At 66.7% G+C, this 18,190-nt stretch carries 18 protein-coding genes; 2 read left to right on the top strand and 16 right to left on the bottom strand.

All coding sequences use genetic code 11. The features are described from left to right. Nucleotides 1-47: 47 nt before the first annotated feature. The 9 genes from EAE28_RS11875 to EAE28_RS11915 all read right to left on the bottom strand — a co-directional run bounded on the left by EAE28_RS11875 (nt 48) and on the right by EAE28_RS11915 (nt 11,546). Nucleotides 48-1,181, bottom strand: a complete 1,134-nt coding sequence (locus EAE28_RS11875) for a DNA recombination protein RmuC (RefSeq protein WP_127106468.1) — start codon at nt 1,179-1,181, stop codon at nt 48-50. Beyond that, entirely contained in the window at nt 1,178-3,040 is a 1,863-nt protein-coding gene (gene mutL, locus EAE28_RS11880; RefSeq protein ID WP_127106757.1) for a DNA mismatch repair endonuclease MutL, read from the bottom strand. The genes EAE28_RS11875 and mutL overlap by 4 nt, the downstream gene beginning before the upstream one ends. Before the next feature lie 39 nt (nt 3,041-3,079). Continuing rightward, nucleotides 3,080-4,396, bottom strand: a complete 1,317-nt coding sequence (locus EAE28_RS11885; RefSeq protein ID WP_127106470.1) for a M16 family metallopeptidase — start codon at nt 4,394-4,396, stop codon at nt 3,080-3,082. Then, nucleotides 4,396-5,727 carry a M16 family metallopeptidase gene (locus EAE28_RS11890; RefSeq protein WP_127106472.1) on the bottom strand — a complete coding sequence of 444 codons (1,332 nt, stop codon included), beginning with the start codon at nt 5,725-5,727 and terminating at the stop codon, nt 4,396-4,398. The genes EAE28_RS11885 and EAE28_RS11890 overlap by 1 nt, the downstream gene beginning before the upstream one ends. Nucleotides 5,728-5,820: 93 nt before the next feature. Further along, nucleotides 5,821-6,351, bottom strand: coding sequence for a DUF3035 domain-containing protein (locus tag EAE28_RS11895; protein ID WP_127106474.1), 531 nt, complete (start codon nt 6,349-6,351; stop codon nt 5,821-5,823). A 32-nt stretch (nt 6,352-6,383) separates the two neighbouring features. Beyond that, complete coding sequence (gene lspA / locus EAE28_RS11900; protein WP_127106476.1) at nt 6,384-6,875, bottom strand: signal peptidase II; 492 nt, start codon at nt 6,873-6,875, stop codon at nt 6,384-6,386. Nucleotide 6,876: 1 nt separating this feature from the next. Next, nucleotides 6,877-8,460 (bottom strand): bifunctional phosphoribosylaminoimidazolecarboxamide formyltransferase/IMP cyclohydrolase, encoded by a 1,584-nt coding sequence (gene purH, locus EAE28_RS11905; protein WP_127106478.1) that lies wholly within the window; start codon nt 8,458-8,460, stop codon nt 6,877-6,879. A gap of 12 nt (nt 8,461-8,472) precedes the next feature. Next, nucleotides 8,473-10,227: a heparinase II/III family protein gene (locus tag EAE28_RS11910; RefSeq protein WP_127106480.1), complete on the bottom strand. Its 1,755-nt coding sequence runs from the start codon at nt 10,225-10,227 to the stop codon at nt 8,473-8,475. A gap of 71 nt (nt 10,228-10,298) precedes the next feature. Beyond that, nucleotides 10,299-11,546 carry an RsmB/NOP family class I SAM-dependent RNA methyltransferase gene (locus EAE28_RS11915; protein ID WP_127106482.1) on the bottom strand — a complete coding sequence of 416 codons (1,248 nt, stop codon included), beginning with the start codon at nt 11,544-11,546 and terminating at the stop codon, nt 10,299-10,301. Between the two features lie 76 nt (nt 11,547-11,622). Here EAE28_RS11915 and EAE28_RS11920 point away from each other — a divergent pair, with 76 nt between their 5' ends. Continuing rightward, complete coding sequence (locus EAE28_RS11920) at nt 11,623-11,796, top strand: DUF1674 domain-containing protein (RefSeq protein WP_127106484.1); 174 nt, start codon at nt 11,623-11,625, stop codon at nt 11,794-11,796. 12 nt (nt 11,797-11,808) lie between these two features. Here the strand turns inward: EAE28_RS11920 and EAE28_RS11925 are convergent, their stop codons facing one another. The 4 genes from EAE28_RS11925 to rbfA all read right to left on the bottom strand — a co-directional run bounded on the left by EAE28_RS11925 (nt 11,809) and on the right by rbfA (nt 14,826). Then, a complete protein-coding gene (locus tag EAE28_RS11925) occupies nt 11,809-12,144 on the bottom strand; it encodes a dihydrodipicolinate reductase (RefSeq protein WP_164736621.1) in 336 nt (111 codons plus the stop codon). Nucleotides 12,145-12,209: 65 nt separating this feature from the next. Beyond that, the gene (locus EAE28_RS11930) at nt 12,210-13,643 is read right to left on the bottom strand and encodes a protein adenylyltransferase SelO family protein (protein WP_181954490.1); all 1,434 of its coding nucleotides are present in this window, start codon (nt 13,641-13,643) and stop codon (nt 12,210-12,212) included. 42 nt (nt 13,644-13,685) lie between these two features. Then, on the bottom strand, nt 13,686-14,420 hold the full coding sequence (locus EAE28_RS11935) for a phosphodiester glycosidase family protein (protein WP_127106490.1): 735 nt from the start codon (nt 14,418-14,420) through the stop codon (nt 13,686-13,688). Continuing rightward, nucleotides 14,410-14,826, bottom strand: coding sequence for a 30S ribosome-binding factor RbfA (gene rbfA / locus EAE28_RS11940; RefSeq protein WP_127106492.1), 417 nt, complete (start codon nt 14,824-14,826; stop codon nt 14,410-14,412). Before rbfA ends, EAE28_RS11935 begins: the two co-directional genes overlap by 11 nt. A gap of 90 nt (nt 14,827-14,916) precedes the next feature. On the opposite strand from rbfA, the gene dapB reads away from it, so the two are divergent. Continuing rightward, nucleotides 14,917-15,726: a 4-hydroxy-tetrahydrodipicolinate reductase gene (dapB, locus tag EAE28_RS11945; protein WP_127106494.1), complete on the top strand. Its 810-nt coding sequence runs from the start codon at nt 14,917-14,919 to the stop codon at nt 15,724-15,726. Between the two features lie 127 nt (nt 15,727-15,853). On the opposite strand, the gene EAE28_RS11950 is transcribed toward dapB, so the two are convergent. The 3 genes from EAE28_RS11950 to EAE28_RS11960 are packed head-to-tail and all read right to left on the bottom strand — an operon-like array spanning nt 15,854 to nt 18,126. After that, nucleotides 15,854-16,237: a histidine triad nucleotide-binding protein gene (locus EAE28_RS11950; RefSeq protein WP_127106496.1), complete on the bottom strand. Its 384-nt coding sequence runs from the start codon at nt 16,235-16,237 to the stop codon at nt 15,854-15,856. Nucleotides 16,238-16,253: 16 nt separating this feature from the next. Next, complete coding sequence (locus tag EAE28_RS11955; protein WP_127106498.1) at nt 16,254-16,688, bottom strand: hypothetical protein; 435 nt, start codon at nt 16,686-16,688, stop codon at nt 16,254-16,256. Beyond that, the gene (locus tag EAE28_RS11960; protein ID WP_127106501.1) at nt 16,681-18,126 is read right to left on the bottom strand and encodes an aldehyde dehydrogenase family protein; all 1,446 of its coding nucleotides are present in this window, start codon (nt 18,124-18,126) and stop codon (nt 16,681-16,683) included. Before EAE28_RS11960 ends, EAE28_RS11955 begins: the two co-directional genes overlap by 8 nt. Between the last annotated feature and the right edge of the window lie 64 nt (nt 18,127-18,190).

The raw sequence follows: 18,190 nt of genomic DNA on the forward strand, positions 1-18,190 counted from the left end.
CTCGGGGGGTGAATTCGGCGAACGCCGAAGAGGGGGGGAAAGCCGCCCTACCCGCCCACCCGCAGCGGTGGTGCCGGGCTGTCGGGCGACAGTTCTTCAAAGTCGAAATTATCCAGCCGCCGTGCGCGCCGCCCTGCCTTGTCCGCCGAGATGCGGATCTCCGACACGTCCTTGGCCGCCTGGGCGAAATGGCGGTCCAGATTTTCCACCCGTCCGCCCAGCCGCTCCAGATCGCGGCACAGCTCGGCCAGTTCGCGACGGATCGCCCCCGCCTGCTCGCGCATGCGGGCGTCCTTGAGCACTGCGCGCATCGTGTGCAGCGTGGCCATGCAGGTGGTGGGCGACACGGTCCAGACCTTCAGCGCGAAGCCCTCGCGCACCAGCTCGGGAAAGTTGGAATGCAGTTCGGCATAGACTGCTTCCGAGGGCAGGAACATCAGCGCGCCCTCGGCGGTCTCGCCCTCGATGATGTATTTCTCGGCAATCGCCCGCATATGGTTGCGCATCGAGCCGCGCATCTGGCGGCGGGCCTCTTGCCGCTCGGCCTCGGTCGTGGCGTTGCGCAGCGCCTCATAGGGTTCCAGCGGGAACTTGGCGTCGATGGCGATGGGGCCGGGCGGGTTGGGCAGGTGGATCAGGCAATCGGCGCGTTTGCCGTTGGACAGCGTCGCCTGCATGGTGAACGCATCCGAGGGCAGCGCGCGGCCAACAATGTCATGCAGCTGGATCTCACCGAACGCCCCGCGGGTCTGCTTGTTGGACAGGATGTCCTGCAAAGACAGCACGTCGCCGGACAGCTTCTCGATATTCTCCTGCGCCTTGTCGATGGCTTCCAGCCGCGCGTGCAGATCGCCCAGACTGCGCGCCGTGCGCACAGCACTGCCTTCCAGCGCCTCGCCCATGCTGTCGGCCACATCGGCCAGCCGCTGTTCCATCAGCCCCATCATCTGCGCCTGCGCTTTCGCCTGCGCGTCGGACACATGGTGCAGCCCGCCCGCCAGATGCTGCTGGCCGTCGGACAGCGCCTGCACCCGTTGGCCCAGCTGGCTCATCTGCCAGGACAGGGGTGCTGCCACCCGCGCGGCCTTGAGCGCGGCGAAGAGGATCAGCACCAGCAGCAGCGCCAGCACCCCACCACCCAGTGCGGCCAGCGTGACCGGGTCTTGCAGATCCAGCGTCATCGCCGACCGAACAGCTTTTCGATGTCGCTCAGCTTGAGCTCCACATAGGTCGGCCGCCCGTGGTTGCACTGGCCCGACATCGGCGTTGCCTCCATCTCGCGCAGCAGGGCGTTCATCTCTTCGGCGCGCATCTGGCGGCCCGAGCGGATCGAGCCGTGGCAGGCCATGCGGCTGAGCACCGCGTCGATGCGCGATCCCAGCGTCGCGGACTGGCCCAGATCGGCCAGTTCATCGAGGATATCGAGCACCAGTCCGCGCGCGTCGCAGGTTCCCAGTGCGGCGGGGGTTTCGCGCACGGCGATGGCGTCGCCGCCGAAGGGTTCCAGCGTCAGGCCCAGCTGTGACAAGGCGTCGGCGTGGTCGAGCAGGCGCTGCGCATCGGCAGGCGACAGCGGCACGATCTCGGGGATCAGCAGCGCCTGCGCGGTGATGCCATGCTCGGCGGCCTGCTTTTTCAGCCGCTCGTACACCAGCCGTTCATGCGCCGCGTGTTGGTCGACGATGACCATCCCGTCACGGGTCTGCGCGACGATGTAATTCTCGTGCAGCTGTGCGCGGGCGGCGCCCAGCGGCGTGTCGGTCGGGCCTTGCGCGGGCTCGACGCGGGCGGCGGTGAAGGGGGTCGGAGCCTCGGCCAAAACCTCAGGAACAAAGCTCTCAGGCGCTTGCGCCGCGTAGCTCTGACGCATCGCGCCCAGGCTGGGGCGGCTGGCGAAATCCATCTGGTAGATGCGCGGGCTTGGGGCCTCGTACCCCGCCGCAATCCCCTCTGGCCGCATCGCGTTCAGCGTCTCGGTCGCCACGGTGCCCGAGGCGCGGTGCCCTGCCCCGGCCAGCGCATGCCGCAATCCGCTGACCATCAGGCTGCGCACCAGCCCCGGATCGCGAAAGCGCACCTCGGCCTTGGCCGGGTGGACGTTGACGTCCACCAGATGCGGGTCGCAGTCGATGAACAGCACCGCCGCCGGGTGCCTATCGCGCGACAGCACGTCCATATAGGCGGCCTTGAGCGCGCCGATCAGCAGCTTGTCCCGCACCGGGCGACCGTTGACGAAGACATGCTGCGCCACCGACGAGCCGCGCGAATAGGTCGGCAGCGCGGCAAAGCCCGACAAGCGCACACCGTCGCGCTCAATGTCCACGCGGATCGCGTTATCGACAAACTCCCGGCCCATCAGACGACCCAGCCGCGCGCCCAAGGCATCGAACAGTTCGCCCTGCTCGGCATCGACACGCAGGATCTCGCGCGCGCCGTCGGTGTCATACAGGGTGAAACCGACGAAGGGCTCGGCCATCGCCAGCTTGCGGATGGTGTCGGCAATCGCCTGCGCCTCGGACCGGTCGGTGCGCAGGAATTTCAGCCGGGCGGGGGTGGCATAGAACAGATCGCGCAACTCGACCTGCGTGCCCCGGTTCAGCGCGGCGGGGCGTACCGGGCCGATCTGGCCGCCGGTGACGGTGATCTCGGCACCCTCTTGTCCGGGCGCGCGGCTGGTGATGGTCAGCCGACCGACCGCACCAAGCGAAGGCAGTGCCTCGCCGCGAAAGCCGAAGGTGTGGATGTCGAGCAGGTCCGAGCCGTCGATCTTGGAGGTCGCGTGACGGCTCATGGCCAGCGGCAGGCTGTCGGCCTCCATCCCGTGACCGTCATCGGTCACCCGGATCATCACCTTGCCGCCGCCCGCGTAATCGACGCGCACCCGTGTCGCGCCTGCGTCCAGCGAGTTTTCGACCAGCTCCTTGACCGCCGAGGCCGGGCGCTCAACGACCTCACCCGCCGCGATACGATTCGCGGCGGTGTCGTCCAGTTGTCGAATCACTGGAAGGGTTTGGCTTATATGGGGGCGGGTTGCGTGCATGCCACTAGGCATAGCATGTCCCCTGCCCCCAGAAAAGCGTCACTGGGTCGTGGTCACAACCCCGACAGGCTGTCCGACGACGACGAATTGCAGCGCGTCCGGCTGCGCCAGCCGTTGCGCCATGCGCTGCACATCCTCCAGCGTGACGGCGCGCAAAAGGTCGTTGCGGATGTTCACATAGTTCAGCGGATAGCCCTGAAACTGCATCGCAGCCAGAATGCCGGCGATGGAATCATTGCCGTCAAAGCGCAGCGGATACGCGCCGGTCAGGTAGGTCTGGATGCGCGAAAGATCGTCCTGCGTGATGCCGCCATCGGCCAGCCACTGGAACTGAGCGCGCACCAGCTCGATGGCCTCTGCGGCATTCTCGTTCCCGGTCGAGAACCGCCCGGCATAGCTGTCGCCGAACTTGGACGATGCCAGCGATGTATAGATGCCATAGGTCAGCCCGCGCGCCTCGCGCAGCTCGCCCATCAGGCGCGAGCCAAAGCCGGAGCCGCCGAAGATCTCGTTCATCGCGTAAGCGGCCATGAAATCATCATCATCTGCCGCAATCCCGCCGTGTCCGAACTGGATCACCGATTGCGGGCCGGGGAAATCCACCACCGTAACGCCAGCGGGCGCATCAAAGCGGTGATACTCGGGAAGGGGCGCTTCCGAGACCGGCAGATCGCGCGTGATCCGGTCGACAATCGCGCCCAGCTCAGCCGCGGTGATGTCGCCCGAAGCCCCGACATACATCCGGTCCGAGGTGAAGGCCGCTGCGTGGGCGTTCAGGATGTCATCCACCGTCAGCGCGGCGACGGTATCGGGCGTGCCTTCGGTCGGGGTGGCATAGGCGTGACCGGCATAGCCCAGCTGCAGATAGGTCTGCTGCGCGACGGTGTTGGGATCCAGCGCCGCGCGTTCCAGATAGGCGACGGTCTGGCCGCGCACGCGGTCGATGCTCATCTGGCCGAATTGCGCCTCGGTCAGTGCCATCATCGCCAACTCGATCACCTCATCGCGGTTTTCGGTCAGCGCGCGGATGTTCATCGACACCGAATCGCGCCCGGCTTCAAAGGTGATCGACCCGGCCAGCGATTCCAGCGCCGAGGCATAGCCCTGCGCGTCCAGATCCCCCGCACCTTCGGTCAGCAGCGAGGTCATCAGCTGCACAGCGCCGGCCCGCCCCTCGGGGTCCAGCGCGGCACCGCCGGTAAAGACCACGTCGAGCGAGACGAAGGGGATCGAGTGTTCCTCGACCAGCCAGGCGGAATGGCCGCCCGGCGAGGTCACGTCCTGAATGTCGATGGCACCGGCGGTGAAGGGTGCAGACAGGCCTAAGGCCAGCGTAAAAGCGGCAAGGATACGCATCACTCTTCAACTCCCATCAGCCAGCCGGTCACCGACTCGCGCCGGTCCAGATGCCGGGCGGCGGTGAGGATTTCCTCAGGCGTTACGTCTTCCAGAACGTGCAGCCAGTCTTCGTTGTCCTGCAGTGTCAGCCCCAGTGCCAGATCGGCCCCGATGCTGTTCGCGCGCTGTGCGGTGTCATCCAGCTGATAGATCGCCTCAGCCCGGACCTGCATGCGGACGCGTTCCAGCTGCTCCATGTCAATGCCGTCTTCGATGAACTGCGCCACGGTGGTGTCCAGCGCATCCTCGGCCTCTTGCAGGCTGACGCCCTCGACCGGCATGATGCCCAGACTGAACACACCGCTGTCCAGCGCACTGCCGTTATAGCTGGCCCAGCTGCTGATCGCGATATTCGCGTCATAGGTCAGGGCGCGGTCCAGCACCGAGGTCGCTGAACCGCCGCTCAGAAGCGCCGCCAGCATGGTAAAGGCCGCAGCCTCACGTTGGTCGCCCGAGTGACGCTGGGGGGTGATGTAGAGGCGGTTCATGTAGGGCTGACCGACGCGGGCGTCGTGCATGGTCAGGCGACGCTCGGCCAGTTGCGGCGGCTCTTGCGGGCGGAAGCGTTCGGGCATGTCCTGAACGGCGGGAATCGGCCCGTAATACTGCTGCGCCAGCGCCAGAACCTCTTGCGGGTCCACATCGCCCGCCACGACAAGGATCGCGTTGTTGGGCGCGTAGTGGACGCGGTAAAACGCCGTGGCGATGTCGCCGGTCAGCTGCTCCATCTCATGGCGCCAGCCGATGATGGGGCGCCCGTAGGGGCTGTTTTGATAAAGTGCCGCGCGCATCTGTTCGCTGAACACGCGGTCCGGGCTGGATTCCAGCGTCTGCCCGCGCTCGCGCAGGATCACGTCGCGCTCTGGCAGCCAGTCCGAGCGGTCCAGACGCAGGTTGACCATGCGGTCGGCCTCCATCTCCATCATCAGGGACAGACGGTCGGCGGCGACGCGCTGGTGATAGGCGGTATAGTCCCAGCTGGTGAACGCGTTATGCGTGCCGCCATTGGCCTGCACGGTCGCGTCGAACTGGCCTTCTTCCAGCGTATCGGTCGCCTTGAACATCAGGTGTTCAAGGAAATGCGCGATGCCGGAATGGCCGGCCGGATCATCGGCGGCCCCGACCTTGTACCAGACCATGTGGACAACAACCGGGGCGCGGTGATCTTCGATCACGACGACCTGCATCCCGTTATCCAGCATGAACTCCTGGGGCTCGATTGCGGATGAGGCAACGGCGCTCGCGGCCCAGATAAAGGTGGCCGCGATCAGACGCTTGGCATGAAACATTGAAAACACGCTCCGCTCTTGGGTCGGCGCAGAATGACCGCGCGACCGGGACGGCGCAACGGGGTGTCCCGCGTTTGTGAAGCGTGTGTCGGTTTAGCGGCCCGGGGGCGGTGCGCCGGGCGTGATCACGCCGCGCGAACGCCAGACCTGCAGCTCGGCCTGCGGGTCAAGGATCTGATCCGCATAGGCGCGCCGGTACATGTTGGTGTTGAACATGCGCTCAAGGATGCGGCCACCCCCACCCCGGCGGATCTCTTCATCCTCGGCTGCCAGCGTGGCGCGGATATCGGGCGTTACGCCCTGACGACCGGCATAGGCGACCAGCCCGGCATCGGCGCTGGGCACACCCGTCGAACGCTCGGCCGTGACCCGGCCGCCCAGGGCGGCCACAGCAGCGGCACGCGGGTCAGGATCGGTCAGGTTCGAGCCGCCGGGCGTGGGCGTCGGCAGGGTGTTGAAGTCTGCCGGGGCCTGCAAAGGCTGCGTCGGCAGGATCGAGAACTCGTCCGGGCCGTTTTGCGACGAGGACGTGTTCATCAGCCGAGGCACCTCGGCATTGCGAGAGCAGGCGGAGACCGCCAGAAGGCCGATCACGGCAAAGGTGCAGAGGCGAAGCAAAGTCATCCCGGTCCCGATTGGTCTGAGCTGGGGCCTGTTTAGCCCATGCCCGGGCGATCGTCACGGGGCGTTTTGCCTCCTGACGTCAAGATGAGCCCGAACGCGCCGAGAAAGATGGCGATATCGGCCACGTTAAAGGCCCAGGGGTTGCGCAAGCCGCAGCAGCTGACATTGAGAAAATCGGCCACAGCGCCCCAGACAACGCGGTCAATCGCGTTGCCCAGTGCGCCGCCGATCAGCAAACCGGCGGCAAATTGCAAGGCCGGGCGCGCGCCTTCCTTGCGCACCCAGCGCCAGACCCAGATCGCCACAATGACCGGCAGCACCACCAGCGCCCAACGCAGAACCCCCGAATCATCGGCAAAGAGGCCAAAATTGACCCCCCGGTTCCACGCCATGGTCAGCGTCAGGTAGGGCGGCCAGACGTCGATCTGCAGGACCTCGGCCAGATTCAGCCCGGCGACGACAAGCCATTTCAGCGCCTGATCCAGCGCCAGAATGGCAAGGGTGGTCCACAGGGCGATCCGCATGTCAGTGCCGGAAGTGGCGCATGCCGGTGAAGACCATCGCCAGACCGGCCTCGTCGGCGGCGGCGATCACTTCGGCGTCACGCATCGACCCACCGGGCTGGATCACGCAGGTCGCACCGGCAGCGGCGGCTTCCATCAATCCGTCGGGGAAGGGGAAGAACGCGTCCGAGGCCACGGCAGAGCCGATGGTCAGCGGCTGCGGCAGGCCCAGGGCTTCGGCCATGCGCTCGGCCTTTTTGGCGGCGATCAGGGCACTGTCGACCCGGCTCATCTGGCCCGCGCCCACACCCACCGTCGCGCCGTCCTTGACGTAGACGATGGCGTTGGATTTCACATGCTTGGCGATTTTCCACGCCAGCAGCAGGTCTTCCATCTGCGCGGCGGTCGGGGCCTTTTTGGTGACGATCTTCAGATCGTCCAGACCGACAAAGCCGTTGTCCTTATCCTGCACCAGAAAACCACCGGCAACCTGACGGAAGGTCAGCCCGGCGCTGCGCGCATCGGGCAGCCCGTCGGTGGTCAGCAGGCGCAGGTTCTTCTTGGCGGCGAAGATCGCCTTGGCCTCGTCACTCGCCCCCGGCGCGATGACCACTTCGGTAAAGATCCCGGTGATTTCCTGCGCGGTTTCGGCATCCAGCGGGCGGTTCAGCGCCACGATCCCGCCGAACGCGCTGGTGCGGTCGCAGTCAAACGCAGCTTTGTAGGCCTCAAGCATCGTTGCACCGCGCGCCACACCGCAGGGGTTGGCGTGCTTGATGATCGCGCAGGCGGCGCTGTCGGCAGGGTCGAACTCGGCGACCAGCTCGAACGCGGCGTCGGTGTCGTTGATGTTGTTGTAGGACAGTTCTTTGCCCTGATGCTGCACCGCCGTGGCGACACCCGGACGGTTTGAGCCATCGGTGTAGAACGCCGCCGACTGATGCGGATTTTCGCCATAGCGCAGGGTTTGCGCCAGCGTACCGGCAAAGGCGCGGCGGCGCGGGGCCGGGGTTTCGAGCGTTTGTGCGAACCACGCCGAAACCGCCGCGTCATAGGCGGCGGTGCGGGCGTAGGTGCTGGCGGCGCATTCTTGACGGAAGCGCAGCGTTGTGCCGCCCTGCTCCAGCTGGGCCAGCAAGGGCGCGTAATCCTCAGGATCGGTGATTACGGTGACAAAGGCGTGGTTCTTGGCCGCAGCGCGCAGCATGGCCGGGCCACCGATGTCGATGTTCTCGACGCAGTCGTCATAATCGCCGCCGCGGGCCACGGTGGCCTCGAACGGATAAAGGTTCACCACCAAGAGGTCGATCGGCACGATGCCGTGCTCGTCCATCGAGGCCAGATGCCCGGCGTCATCACGCAGCGCCAGCAGACCGCCATGCACCATCGGGTGCAGCGTCTTGACCCGGCCGTGCATCATCTCGGGGAAACCGGTCAGCTCGGCCACGTCGCGCACGGCCAGCCCGGCATCGCGCAGCGCCTTGGCGGTGCCACCGGTCGAGACCAGCTCAACCCCCTTGGCAGCCAGAGCACGACCGAGGTCGATCAGCCCGGCCTTGTCAGAGACAGAGAGCAGGGCACGTTTCGGAGAGACAATGTCGGTCATCGGTGGCGGTCCTTAGTCGAAGGCGAACAGGTCACGCGGCAAGGCCAGATCATCGTCGCGGCCAATGTCGCGAATCGCGAGCGGGGTATCCTGTGCCTTGGCGAGTGTCCAGTTGATCTGGCTTGTCTCGTCCAGGATCACGGCCCGAACGACGATTTGCTGGCACGGACGCGGGGCCAGACGGCCCTTTTCCAGATAAACCGAGGGTTCCAGCGACAAGCGCCCCGGCCCGTCAAAGCGAAACACCCACAGCTCGCCCGAGGGCAGCGCGACCGACACGGCGCTGCCGTTCATGTCGAGCGAGGGGTCGGCATCTGGGTGCAGATGGAAGCGCAGGGCATAGGCAATGCCGCGCATCTTGTTGCTGTTCAGAAGTGCCTCGAAGGTTTTGCGATGCGCCGGTTCCAGCGCGGCCAGCGTATCCTCGCCCAGCACCGAGCGCCCGTCATGGTCCAGCGACAGGGTGCGCACATGGGTCAGGCCGTGCGTCGGCACATAGCCGTCATGGCTGAGCAGCAGCGACGATCCGTCGCGCTCATCCGTGCGGTGTCTTGTGACCAGAGCGGGGCCTTCAACCAGCGGCGCGCCGCCGTCCTCGGGACGCGAGGTGCGCCCAAAGCGGGCCGAGGACCAGCCGTCGATCGACAGCGTGGAATGCGAATTGGTCGCGCGCCCGGCCTTTTCCCATTCGGGCCCGAACGGCAGGCCCGAACCCGAGCTGACCACCAGCGGGCGGCGGTTCGAGGTCAGCTCGAACGCCAGCATCGACGCATGCGCGCGGTGTGCGGCCAGTCCACCCGGCGGTGCGGCGGCATCGACCAGCAGGGTGCTGCGCCCGCCCTCGAGCCGGGCAAAGCCCATCGCACTGCTATGGTTGGGGCGCACGGGGACATTGGCGGCCGAGAGTGCGTGATCCAGCCGTCCCTCCATCCCGCGCCCGCCACCGTGGAACCGCGCCAGCCCGCCATCGGCGTGGCGCAGCGCGCGCAGGCAGGGCGCGATGCGGCTGAGGGCGCTTTCCAGCGCCGGGGGGATGGTGGCTTCGGCGTCCTGAAGCGCTTGCAGCGCCCAGGTCAGCAGGGTGAAAACTTCGAGCAAGTCTTCGGGGTTGCGGCTGGCCAGCCCGCCATCGGCGGCGATGTCCTCGGCGCAGGCGCGGGCAAGCGCAGCCGTAACCTCGTCGCGATACCGTTCCATCCCGATCAGCGCATACGCTGCATAGAGCAAGCCCGTCAGCGCCTCGAACCGGGGCAGGCCGGGGTCTGCGGCTTTCCAGCGCCGGGCCAGAAACGCGGTCTGACGACCCAGTGCCGCAAAGAACGGCATGGTTCCGTCGGCATCCTGCCCGGCGGTCAGGAAGATCGCGTGATGCAGCCAGCGCAGCACCCGCCGCCCGGTCAGGTCAGGCTGCCAGCCGGGGCCTTTGCCCTTGCCGTAGTGCGTGATCCAGTCGCCGATCCAGCCCTGCGCTGCCAGCCGCGCGGGCCGGTCGCCCGCCGCCGCCAGATGATCGAGCCATCCCATGCCGTGCAGCTCTGCCGCGAACCCGGCCGAGGGCAGTTCGACCGCCCAGGGGGTGTGGGTTTCCAGCATATGCCCGGCCAGCAGGAAATTGCCTTGCGCCAGCTGTCGTCCCTTGGCGAAGAATCCCACCGTGCGCGGTTCGGGCATCGAGGTGAAGCCCCCCGCCGCCGGAGCCGAGCGGACAGCGCGAGCGGCGAGGCGATTGCCCCACCGGCGTTTGCGTCCTGCCCAGCCTTGCTGCATGCCCGTGCCTCACCCTTGGTATGCCCGGCATAGCGCCCGCCCGGGCTGCTGTCATCCCGTCTGCCGGTTGGTCACACGGGATCGTGGCGAAGAAGTGCCATGTAGAACCCGTCGATGCCGCCGGAGTGATCATCGGGGCCAGTCTTGTCATCGGGGCGCGTGCGCCAGCCGCCTTCGGCCGTAGCGCGGCCCAGCGGCAGCGCCGGGGTGTCGGTGCGAAGGCCGGGGTGGCGGGTCAGGGCGGCGGCGATCTGCGCCTCGCCCTCGTCGGGCAGCAGTGAGCAGGTGCAATAGACCAGCCGCCCGCCGGGTTTCAGAAAGCCCAGCGCACGGTCGAGCAGGTCGGCCTGCAGCTTGGTCAGTTCCTCGACATCCGCCGGTTTGCGCACAAAGGGCAGATCGGGGTGGCGGCGGATCGTGCCGGTGGCCGAACAGGGCGCGTCCAGCAGCACGGCATCGACCAGCGCGGGCGGCGTCCAGTGCAGCGCATCGGCGCAAACGATTTCGGCACTCAGGCCCGTGCGGGCGAGGTTCTCGCGCAGGCGGGTCAGGCGCGGTTCGGACAGATCCAGCGCGGTGACCTGCGCACCGGCGGCAGCCAGTTGCATGGTCTTGCCCCCCGGTGCCGCGCACAGGTCCAGCACGGATTCGCCCGGCTGCACGGCCAGCAGCGTCGCGGGCAGGGCGGCGGCGGCGTCCTGCACCCACCAGTCGCCCGTCGCAAAGCCGGGCAGGGCCGAGACCTGACCCCCCAGCGGCAACCGCCACGAACCGCCGACCGGCTCAGCCCCTTCGGGTGCCGAAGCCCCCGGTTTCACCGTCAGATCCAGCGCCGCCCCGGCCTGATGCGCGGACTCAATCGCCTGCACGCCCTCTTCGCCATACACAGCCTTCAACCGGCGGCGCAGCCAGCCCGGCAGCTTTTGCTGCGGCAACTCGGCCCAGCCTTCAAACTCGGACGCCCGGCGCAGCACGGCATTCGCCATCCCCGCCGCCGCGCCAAACTCCCGGCTGGCGCGCAGGGCCTTGACCGTCGCGTTGACCACGCCATGCGGCGGCGCGCCCAGTTCCAGCATCTCCACCGTGCCGACGCGCAGGGCCGCCATCACCTCGGTCTGCGGTTCGCGGCGCAGCCACGGTTTCAGCACCGTTTCGGTGCGGGCGAAATTGCGCAGCGCGGTCAGCGCCAGCCGCTGCGCGCGGGCGCGCACGGCGGGTTCGGCCTGCGGCAAGGGGATCTCTGACAGCATCCCCCCTTCAACGACACCGGCCACCAAAAGGGCGGCGAGCTGGCGCGGATCGGCTTGGGGCTGCGGCATCGGGTCCTCGCACTTGTCGGTCTGGGGTCAGGGGGCTAAGTTGGCCTTATCCCTTTGCCCGCCGCAAGGAAAGCACATGACCGACGACAGCCTGCCCCCCGCCGCCAAACGCGCGCTTGCCGAAGCCGAAGAGCGCCGCCGCAAGGCCGACGCGGAAGCGCCGCTGCCGACCGAGCTGGGCGGTCGCAACGGTCCCGAGCCGGTGCGCTATGGCGATTGGGAGAAAAAGGGTATCGCCGTCGATTTCTGATCCTGAGCGCGCTCAGCGCAGCCGGAAATCCGCGTGAATGCCCGCACCACGTTCGGTGATAAAGCGCATCTCGTCGCCTTCACGCTGCACAGCCTGACAATCGGTGCCCAGATCGCGCTCGCCCCAGTAAAGCGAGCGGCAAAAGTACCCGTCCTGCCAGCGCCATTGCCCGCTGACAGGCGATCCCAGCCCGCGCCCGGTAATCTGCCCGTCGGCGCGCACCTCCAGCCGGATACCCAGCCGCGTCAGTTCCTGACCCAGCACAAGGCGGCGGAACTCTGCTCCGTCGACAACAGGTTCGAATGCCCAGACCTGAGCCGGGAGGAGGAGGGCAACAAGGGCGAGCATCCGAACCATGAGACGCTAACGACGCGGTGGCAAAAAAGTTTCACCGCCGCGTGAATTTTTGGTCCTTACGTCCCGCAATACGTGACGTATTCGCCCGCGTCGGCAGGGGCGGGAGTTTCAAGATCCTCATACCCCGGCTTTGCGGTGAACGGATCAGCGAAGACCGTCAACAAACGCTGCATCGGCCCCAGATCGCCCGCATTCGCGGCGGCCAGCGCCTCTTCCACGCGATGATTGCGCGGGATGTAGAGCGGGTTGACCGCGTCCATTTCCGCTGCCGTCGCGGTGCGTTTGACCGCCCAGTCCTGCACCCACGCATCGAGCCGAGGGTCCGCCCCGATCAGTGCCCTGAGAGGTTCCTCATCGCCGCGCACCAGAGTGGCCAGCGCGCGGAACGCCCCGGTGAAATCCGCGCCCTGCGCCGTCAGCATAGCCAGAAACCCGTCGATCAGCGCATCGTCCGCCTCAGCCGCGCCCAGCTTGGCGGCAAAGCGCTTGCGCCGCTCAACGGCAAAGCGCCCCTCGGCTGCCTCGATGATCGGCTGCACCAGGGGCAGCGCGTCTTCCGGGTTCTCGGCGATCAGCGGCAACAGCGATTCGGCCAACCGGGCAAGGTTCCACCGCGCCAGAGCGGGCTGGTTGGCATAGGCATAGCGGCCTTGATGGTCGATCGAGGAAAACACCGCCGCCGGATCATAGGCGTCAATAAAGGCGCAGGGGCCATAGTCGATCGTCTCGCCCGATATGGTCATGTTGTCGGTGTTCATCACGCCATGCACAAAGCCCACGGCCAGCCATTGCGCCACCAGTGCCGCCTGCCGGTCAATCACCCGCTGCAGAAAGGCGATGTAACGGTCGGGCTGGTCGATCAGATCGGGATCATGGCGGCGGATCGCGTAATCGGCCAGACGGCGCAGGCGGGCAATCTCTTGGCGCGCATAGAAAAACTGGAACGTGCCGACGCGCAGATGGCTGGACGCCACGCGCGCCAGCACGGCGCCCTTCTCCGGCCCTTCGCGCCAGACCGTCTCGCCCGTGGCCACCGCGCTGAGCGCCCGCGTCGTTGGAATACCCAGCCCGTGCATCGCCTCGCCGATCAGCACCTCGCGCAGCACCGGCCCCAGCACCGCCTTGCCATCGCCGCCGCGCGAAAACGGCGTGCGACCGCTGCCCTTGAGGTGAATGTCGCGCCGCGCGCCGTCGCGGTCCAGCACTTCACCGACCAGCATCGCCCGCCCGTCGCCCAACTGCGCGCTGAACCCGCCGAACTGGTGCCCGGCATAGGCCATCGCCAGCGGCGAGGCCCCCTCGGGCATCGCGCCGCCGGTCAGCATCGCCAACCCCTCGGGGCTGCGCAGCGCCTCGGCGTCCAGCCCCAGCGCCTGCGCCACGGGCTCATTCAGCCACAACAGCGACGGCTCGGGCGCCTTGGCGCCGGCGAATGGCAGATACATCCCGTCCAGATCACGGGCGTAGGTGTTATCGAAGGAAATTGTCAGCATGGTGCACCTCTTCCCCTTGAGATAGGGGCGCAGCCCGCCTCAGTCCATGGGGGCGACAAGACCGACCACCGGCCCCATCGACATTCCCCAGTCCGAGCGGCCCAGTTCCGGCGCATACAGCCGCGAGACACTGCCATCCAGATACAGCGCCCAGTTCACCCCCAGCTCATCGCGGAAGAACCGCGCGAACTGGTGAAAACTGATCGGCTGATCCGAGATCGCGAAATACGCCGTCTGCCCGTCATCGCTGACCCCAACGCCGTTGCGCAGATGCAGCGAGTCCGAGTCCGGCAGGAACCTTGGATGCAGGTCGCCGTCGATCACCATCAACGGGCCGGATTGCGTGGCAAAGCGGCAGTCTGGCGGCGCGTCGGCATAGGCGCGGCTCTCCAGAATGGAAAAGCGGTCCTCAGCGATGCAGAACACCCCGTTGGGCAACATGCCGAAATTCCCCGGCCCTTCGCGCGTGACGATGCGCGCCTGCTGCTGGTGATCCTCGACATACAGACCCACCGGCGCGCGGTCGGCATGGAACATGCCCGCGTTCATCGCAAAGACCAGCGCCTTGCCCTCGGCCTGCAAGGCCGCCTCGATCCGCCCGAACGAGCCATAGATCTGCCCCTCCTCATCCGTCAGGAACAGGCGCAGGTCCTGACCGGCGGTGACGGTGCAGGTGGTGATCGGGATCGTCTCGAAGGTCACATCGCGACAGGTCGCCTGTGCCGGGGCCGCAGCAAGGCCCAAAAGCAGGGCCGCAAGCGCGCTACGCGTCATCGTCCTCGTCCGGCGCGGCCACATCGGCCTTGACGCGCGGGTCGTCAAACAGACGCCGCGCCTCTTCCAGCCGGTCAAAGGTGCCATCCAGATCGAATTTCAGCTCAGGCGCATGTTTCAGCGCCATCTCGCGTGCCACCAGATGCCGCAGCTCGGCCTTGTTGCGCTTGAGCCCGGCGAGAACCTCCTCGGCCCCCTCACCGCCCAGCGGCATGACATAGACCATGGCGTGGCGCAGATCGGTGGTGATGGTCACCTCGGTCACGGTGATCGACACGCGCGACAGCTCGGGATCATGCAGCTCGCCGCGTGCGAAGACTTCGGCCAGCCGGTGCCGGATCACCTCGGCAACCCTGAGTTGCCGTTGCGAGGGGCCAGAGCCCTGAGAGAAACGTTTTGCGCACATGCTTCTCCTCTAGGCCATTCTCCGGCGCGCGAAAAGCGGTTTTCCAACCTTGTGACGCAGGATAAGCAGGGCCCAACACAGGAGACCCCCATGAGCAACAAACCCGGAATCGTGGTAAACGGCGTGTCAGGCCGGATGGGCCGCATGCTGGTGCAGGTGATCAACGCTTCCGACAAGGCCCGTCTGGCGGGCGCTCTGGAGCGTCCCGGCCACCCGTGGATCGGCAAGGATCTGGGGCTGATGCTGGGCGGTGCGGCCAATGGCATAACGGTGTCCGACGATCCCGCCGCCACGCTCGGCGATGCGCAGGCCGTCGTCGATTTCACCGCCCCCGCCGCCACCGTCGCGCTGGCCCCCGTCGCCATGGCGGCGGGCTGCGCGCATATCATCGGCACCACCGGCATGACCGCCGCCGACATCACGGCTATCGGTGAGGCTGCACAAAACGGCGTGATCGTGCGCGCCGGGAACATGAGCCTCGGCGTCAACCTGCTGGTCGCCCTGACCCGCAAGGTGGCCGAGGCGCTCGATGCCGATTACGACATCGAAGTCATCGAAGCCCACCACCGCCACAAGGTCGATGCCCCCTCGGGCACCGCGCTGATGCTGGGTCAGGCCGCCGCCGACGGCCGCGGCGTCGCGCTCAGCGATGCCGCCGTGCGCGGCCGCGATGGCATCACCGGCCCGCGTGAGCCGGGCAGTATCGGCTTTACAGCGATCCGCGGCGGCGACATCATTGGCGAGCATGACGTGATGTTCGCCACCGACGGCGAACGCATCACCCTGCGCCACGTCGCGTCCGACCGCTCGGTCTTCGCCCGTGGCGCGCTGAAAGCCGCGCTCTGGGCACAGGGCCGCCCCAACGGCGAATACGACATGGCCGCCGTCCTCGGCCTGTAACGGCCCATTTTCTGTCTGAAAATATCCTCGGGGGGTGAATTCGCTGAAAGCGAAGAGGGGGGTCCGAGGGCCCCCCATACCCCGCGCGAAGCGCTCATAGACCTGCGGCGTCAGCCGCTCCGCCAGATTACTTCGGTTGCTCGACCATCCGGCCCAGCCAGCGCCCGGCCAGAATATGCACATGCAGATGCGGCACTTCCTGCACGCCATTCTCGCCCGCGTTCGACAGCAGACGATACCCGTCGCCCCCCTCGCCCGGCTGCACGCCCAGTTCCTTGCACACCGCACCAATGGCGGCGACATAGTCTGCGCGTTCGGCGTCCGAAGCTTCCAGCGCGAAGTGGTCAAACGTCACATAGGGCCCCTTGGGGATCACCAGCACATGATCGGGCGCTTGCGGGCGGATGTCGTGGAAGGCCAGCGAATGCTCGGTTTCCAGCAGTTTTTTACAAGGGATCTCGCCGCGCAGGATCTTGGCGAAGATGTTCTGGTCGTCATAGCTATAGGCCAATTTGGCTCTCCGGCACTTACTTGTTGTCGCAGATTTCGGGCAGAACGGGGCCCCAGACCGGGCAGAAGTCCTGCGCGGCGTACCAATCATCCGGGGCACCGATGGCGCTGTGAATCGGCACCCACGCGTGAACTGACCGTTGAAGCAAGGCTTGCATCGTCGTGTTGTCCATCATCGGATCGATTTCGCCCCGCCGGTAAGCTGGCGTGTCCTCGAGCTTGATCGCAGCACCGCCCGGGCGCTGTGCAGTGCCCGAGGCGAAGGCGACGTCGCCCTCGACCCGCAGGTCCGAGACGACGAAGTCGACCGGGGCACCCAGCGACCACTCGGCGCTGGACCGCAGGGCGTCCATCAGGTCGGCGCGCAGCGGGGTGCCGCGCGCCGGTTCTTCCCACGCCTGAGCAGCACCTGGCAGGGCCAGAGCAACGATCAGCGCGAGCGTTTTACGCATCTTCAGCCGACCAGCCCGAGACGGCTTTGATCTCGAGGAAATCCTCGATGCCAAAAACACCGCCTTCGCGCCCACGACCCGAGGCTTTCATGCCGCCAAAGGGCGAGCCCCGGCCGCGCGATTTGCCGTTCATTTCCACCATGCCCGAGCGCAGGCGGCGGGCCAGACGGTTGCGCTTGGCACCGTCTTCGGACTGCACATAGTTGGTCAACCCGTAGACCGTGTCATTGGCGATGCGCAGCGCGTCGGCTTCATCCTCGAACGGGATGATCGACAGCACCGGGCCAAAGATTTCCTCGCGCGCGATGGTCATGTCGTTGTTCACGTCAGCGAAGACCGTCGGGCGTACAAAGTAGCCGCGGTTCAGACCGTCCGGGCGGCCAAGTCCCCCGGCGACCAGACGCGCGCCCTCGTCGATGCCCTTCTGGATCAGGCCCTGAATCTTGTCGAACTGCGCTTCGCTGACCACCGGGCCGATATGGTTGCCGCTGTCATGCGCCGTGGCGACCTTGGTCTTCTCGGCGGTGGCGGCGGCGATCTCGACGGCCTTGTCATAGATCGAGCGTTCCACCAGCATCCGCGTCGGCGCGTTGCACGACTGGCCGGTGTTGTTGAAGCATTGCCGGGCGCCGCGCATCACGGCTTTCTCGTCGGCATCGGCGAAGACGATGTTCGCACCCTTGCCGCCCAGTTCCAGATGGATGTGCTTGAGCGTCTCGGCGGCATTCTTGGAAATGGCGATGCCCGCGCGGGTCGAGCCGGTGAAGCTGACCATGTCCACATCCGGGTGGCCCGACAGCTGCGTGCCGACGCCGGGGCCGTCACCGTTCACAAGGTTGAACACGCCCGCAGGCACGCCCGCTTCATCGAGGATCTCGGCGAACAGCATCGACGACAGCGGCGCGATTTCCGAGGGTTTCAGCACCATCGTGCAGCCCGCCAGCAGCGCCGGGATCACCTTGAGCGTGACCTGATTCATCGGCCAGTTCCACGGCGTGATCAGCGCGCAGACACCGACCGCTTCCTTGATGATGCGGTCTTCGGTGGCTTTTTCGCTGAGCGGCGTCTCAAACTCGACCTGATCAAAGGCGCGGATGAAGTTCTCGATATGCCAGGTGCCCGAGCCGGACTGGCTGGTCTTGGCCATGTCGATCGGCGCGCCCATCTCAAGGCTGATCGCTTCGCCCATCTCGTCGTTGCGGCGTTTGTAAACTTCAAGGATCCGCTTCACCAATTCCAGACGCTCGGCCGGCGGGGTCTCCATGAACCCCGGCAGCGCGGCGCGCGCGGCGGCGACGGCGGCGTTGGTGTCGGCTTCGCCACCCAGCGAGATGACCGCACAGGCCTCTTCGGTCGAGGGATCGATCACCTCGATGTCACGCCCGGCGATTGGCGCAACCCAGGCGCCATTGATATAGAAATTGCGCTTGTCCAGCATTGTGGCCTCCAAACCTAGCACCCCTGCGGGGAGTTTCCGCGGCAGACTGTCACTCTGCCAAGTT

Origin of the sequence: Pararhodobacter zhoushanensis (assembly GCF_003990445.1) — a bacterium.
Lineage (GTDB): Bacteria > Pseudomonadota > Alphaproteobacteria > Rhodobacterales > Rhodobacteraceae > Pararhodobacter > Pararhodobacter zhoushanensis.

Bases quoted from the DNA above. Each gene is read 5' to 3' on its own strand.
- EAE28_RS11885 (WP_127106470.1), bottom strand. From the start codon at position 4,396: ATGCGTATCCTTGCCGCTTTTACGCTGGCCTTAGGCCTGTCTGCACCC.
- EAE28_RS11895 (WP_127106474.1), bottom strand. From the start codon at position 6,351: ATGACTTTGCTTCGCCTCTGCACCTTTGCCGTGATCGGCCTTCTGGCG.
- EAE28_RS11875 (WP_127106468.1), bottom strand. From the start codon at position 1,181: ATGACGCTGGATCTGCAAGACCCGGTCACGCTGGCCGCACTGGGTGGT.
- EAE28_RS11955 (WP_127106498.1), bottom strand. From the start codon at position 16,688: ATGCGTAAAACGCTCGCGCTGATCGTTGCTCTGGCCCTGCCAGGTGCT.
- EAE28_RS11910 (WP_127106480.1), bottom strand. From the start codon at position 10,227: ATGCAGCAAGGCTGGGCAGGACGCAAACGCCGGTGGGGCAATCGCCTC.
- EAE28_RS11915 (WP_127106482.1), bottom strand. From the start codon at position 11,546: ATGCCGCAGCCCCAAGCCGATCCGCGCCAGCTCGCCGCCCTTTTGGTG.
- rbfA (WP_127106492.1), bottom strand. From the start codon at position 14,826: ATGTGCGCAAAACGTTTCTCTCAGGGCTCTGGCCCCTCGCAACGGCAA.
- lspA (WP_127106476.1), bottom strand. From the start codon at position 6,875: ATGCGGATCGCCCTGTGGACCACCCTTGCCATTCTGGCGCTGGATCAG.
- EAE28_RS11920 (WP_127106484.1), top strand. From the start codon at position 11,623: ATGACCGACGACAGCCTGCCCCCCGCCGCCAAACGCGCGCTTGCCGAA.
- EAE28_RS11890 (WP_127106472.1), bottom strand. From the start codon at position 5,727: ATGTTTCATGCCAAGCGTCTGATCGCGGCCACCTTTATCTGGGCCGCG.
- purH (WP_127106478.1), bottom strand. From the start codon at position 8,460: ATGACCGACATTGTCTCTCCGAAACGTGCCCTGCTCTCTGTCTCTGAC.
- EAE28_RS11935 (WP_127106490.1), bottom strand. From the start codon at position 14,420: ATGACGCGTAGCGCGCTTGCGGCCCTGCTTTTGGGCCTTGCTGCGGCC.
- EAE28_RS11960 (WP_127106501.1), bottom strand. From the start codon at position 18,126: ATGCTGGACAAGCGCAATTTCTATATCAATGGCGCCTGGGTTGCGCCA.
- EAE28_RS11925 (WP_164736621.1), bottom strand. From the start codon at position 12,144: ATGCTCGCCCTTGTTGCCCTCCTCCTCCCGGCTCAGGTCTGGGCATTC.
- mutL (WP_127106757.1), bottom strand. From the start codon at position 3,040: ATGCACGCAACCCGCCCCCATATAAGCCAAACCCTTCCAGTGATTCGA.
- dapB (WP_127106494.1), top strand. From the start codon at position 14,917: ATGAGCAACAAACCCGGAATCGTGGTAAACGGCGTGTCAGGCCGGATG.